We start from the raw sequence: 2,363 nt of genomic DNA, 5'->3' as shown, positions 1-2,363 counted from the left end.
CCTCAACCCGTCGGATATCCAGTTAAGTCGCAACCTTTACGACCTGTATGTCGGTATCAACGGGACAACCGATAAACTGACGGTTTCCAGTTGGTTTTCCAATAGCGCGAATCAGATTGAGCAGATTCAGTTCTCCGGGGAAAAAGTCTGGAGTGCCAGCACTATCAAAGATATGACTAAAGGCACAGTAACTCAGGGCAACGATGTGCTCTTTGGTGAGGATACTCTTGCAGACTCGTTAAGCGGCTTTGCCGGGGACGATAAGCTTTATGGGCTAGGTGGCAACGATATCTTGTCGGGCGGTGGAGGGGACGATGAACTGAGCGGTGGCGAGGGCGCTGACACGCTGATGGGCGGGATGGGGAATGATCAACTGCATGGCGGTGGTGGTAGTGATCTATATCATTTCGAACGTAACGGGGGGCAGGATGTTATTGACGATTTCGACACTAACTCCAATACCGATGTACTGCAATTTGGTGCCGGTATTTCCGCCAACCAACTATGGTTCAGCAAAAAAGGCTGGGACTTGGAGATCAGCGTTATCGGTACCGCTGATAAAGTGACAATATCCAAGTGGTCCTTTTGGGGGGCGGGAACTTGGGAAAAGGCGCAGCATATTGAGCAGTTCCGTACCCATGACGGAAAAGTCCTATTGGAAAACCAGGTCGATCAACTTGTGGGCGCCATGGCTGCTTTTGCGCCTCCAGCACCAGGCAATGTTTCCTTGCCGCAAAATTATCAATCGTCGTTGAATGCAGTTATTGCCAGTAACTGGCAATAGGGGCATAACCTGCCGTGCCAACCGGCACGGCAGGGCTATGGTTTCTATCGGCTCCCAGTTATATGTCTAGTCCGAAATATCCTGGCATTCTCTCCCATCCTCGCTGGTAGGGTGCATGGGGGCGGATACATCTCAACGGATGCAATTAATATAGGAGCACGCGATGCACGAGCGTAACGTCGAAATTAAATTGCTAGTTATCGATGGGCCCTTCAAGGGCCAACGTATGGCTCAGCCGGGAGAGCAGTTCACCTTCGAGGCCAGCAGCGTTAGAACCAAAACGAAGATTAAGGTCACCTACTATTTGCGCTGCCATCGGCTACTTGGGATGGTGTGGGCCTTACCTACCAACAAAAGCGTTTCAAACTGGCAAGCGCCGAAAAACCATCCTGACGATGATCAGCGTCACGTCGTTATTTAGAAGATGTAGCCCGACGTATAGTCAAATGCCGCGAGCAACTCCGGCATGTCGCTCCGTTGCTGAACATACGGCTAAAAATAAAGTGCGCTTTACGTGCTCAACGTTCGCTGAGCGTTGTTATGACTAACACCTGGATTTACAGGCATGAAGTTGCTTGGCTCATAACTAAAAATTAATCAATAGGAAATTTCCTAAAGGGTAAAATATTTGACTCTGCGGTGTCTGAAAAATATTTTTTGGTGTTTCTAATAATCCAGTAATAAAACCGAAAAGAAAAAACCGCATAACGGTATCTTCCAACTAAGCCAAATGACTCAGGAAGAATCATGCCATCAACAATCAAAATTCCAGATGTGCGCCTACTTGGCCAATACACTGCGTTGAAATATGCATTTTTTGTCTGGCTGGCCTCACCAGCATCTGCATTAGCCGACATTGATATCGACACCGCTAACGGGCTGATTGACTCCAAAAGAACGGCCTGGTTCAAAGAACTGCAAAGCCATGTCATCACTGGCTACCCACAACCAGGATCAGAAGCGGCAAACCTTGACCGACTAGGGTCTATCGCCTACGCGCAGGACGGCGGCGACAGATATCGGCTCGCCATCAGCGATGCATCCCAGAAATCTATCTATAAGAGGGCGATCATGACGCAGTCAGCGCTAGGCTCCCTCACCCCTGAAAAAACACCCCGCGCACCGCTGGATCTCTCAACCTTCGATTCATACAGTCACTTGGTAGATCTATACAACCAGGCAAGCTACTCATATGACGCTAATGAAAAAAGAGAACGAACCGCAGATTTCATATTAAAAGACCAGTTCCTTCGTGGTCGTCCCAAGGACGTGCTTGAGAACTCACAATACATAAAAAACTATCAGTCCATAAAAGGTTCATCCTTCCCCAGCGGCCATACGTGGGATGGCTATGAAACGGCAATGGGCATGAGCCTGGTATTTCCAGAGCGTGGCAGTGAAATCATTTCCCGCGCCTTGCAGTACGGCGAAAGCCGGGTGGTATTGCGAGCGCACTTTCCTACCGACACCATCGCGTCCCGTATCGGTAACTATTACTACCTGTCCAAAATGCTGGAAGACGACACGCTGGCAACGACTTTTTTTGAGTTGAGCGGTGATATCCGCAAGCAGGTAGAAG

At 49.2% G+C, this 2,363-nt stretch carries 3 protein-coding genes; all 3 read left to right on the top strand.

Features of this window, described 5'->3' with window-relative positions:
- Positions 1-784: calcium-binding protein (locus FEM54_RS30700; protein WP_205894442.1), on the top strand; the 784-nt coding region annotated here is incomplete at its 5' end.
- Between the two features lie 163 nt (positions 785-947).
- Entirely contained in the window at positions 948-1,205 is a 258-nt protein-coding gene (locus FEM54_RS30695) for a hypothetical protein (protein WP_138454079.1), read from the top strand.
- A 326-nt stretch (positions 1,206-1,531) separates the two neighbouring features.
- Positions 1,532-2,363 (top strand): phosphatase PAP2 family protein (locus tag FEM54_RS30690; RefSeq protein ID WP_138454078.1); only part of this gene is annotated, 832 nt, incomplete at its 3' end.

Origin of the sequence: Pseudomonas edaphica (genome assembly GCF_005863185.1) — a bacterium.
Lineage (GTDB): Bacteria > Pseudomonadota > Gammaproteobacteria > Pseudomonadales > Pseudomonadaceae > Aquipseudomonas > Aquipseudomonas edaphica.
The sequence above is the reverse complement of the archived record's forward strand: the minus strand, read 5'-3'. Positions and strand labels throughout refer to the sequence as shown.

What these genes read in the sequence shown, in the direction of transcription:
- FEM54_RS30695 (WP_138454079.1), top strand. Translation starts at nt 948, where the DNA reads ATGCACGAGCGTAACGTCGAAATTAAATTGCTAGTTATCGATGGGCCC.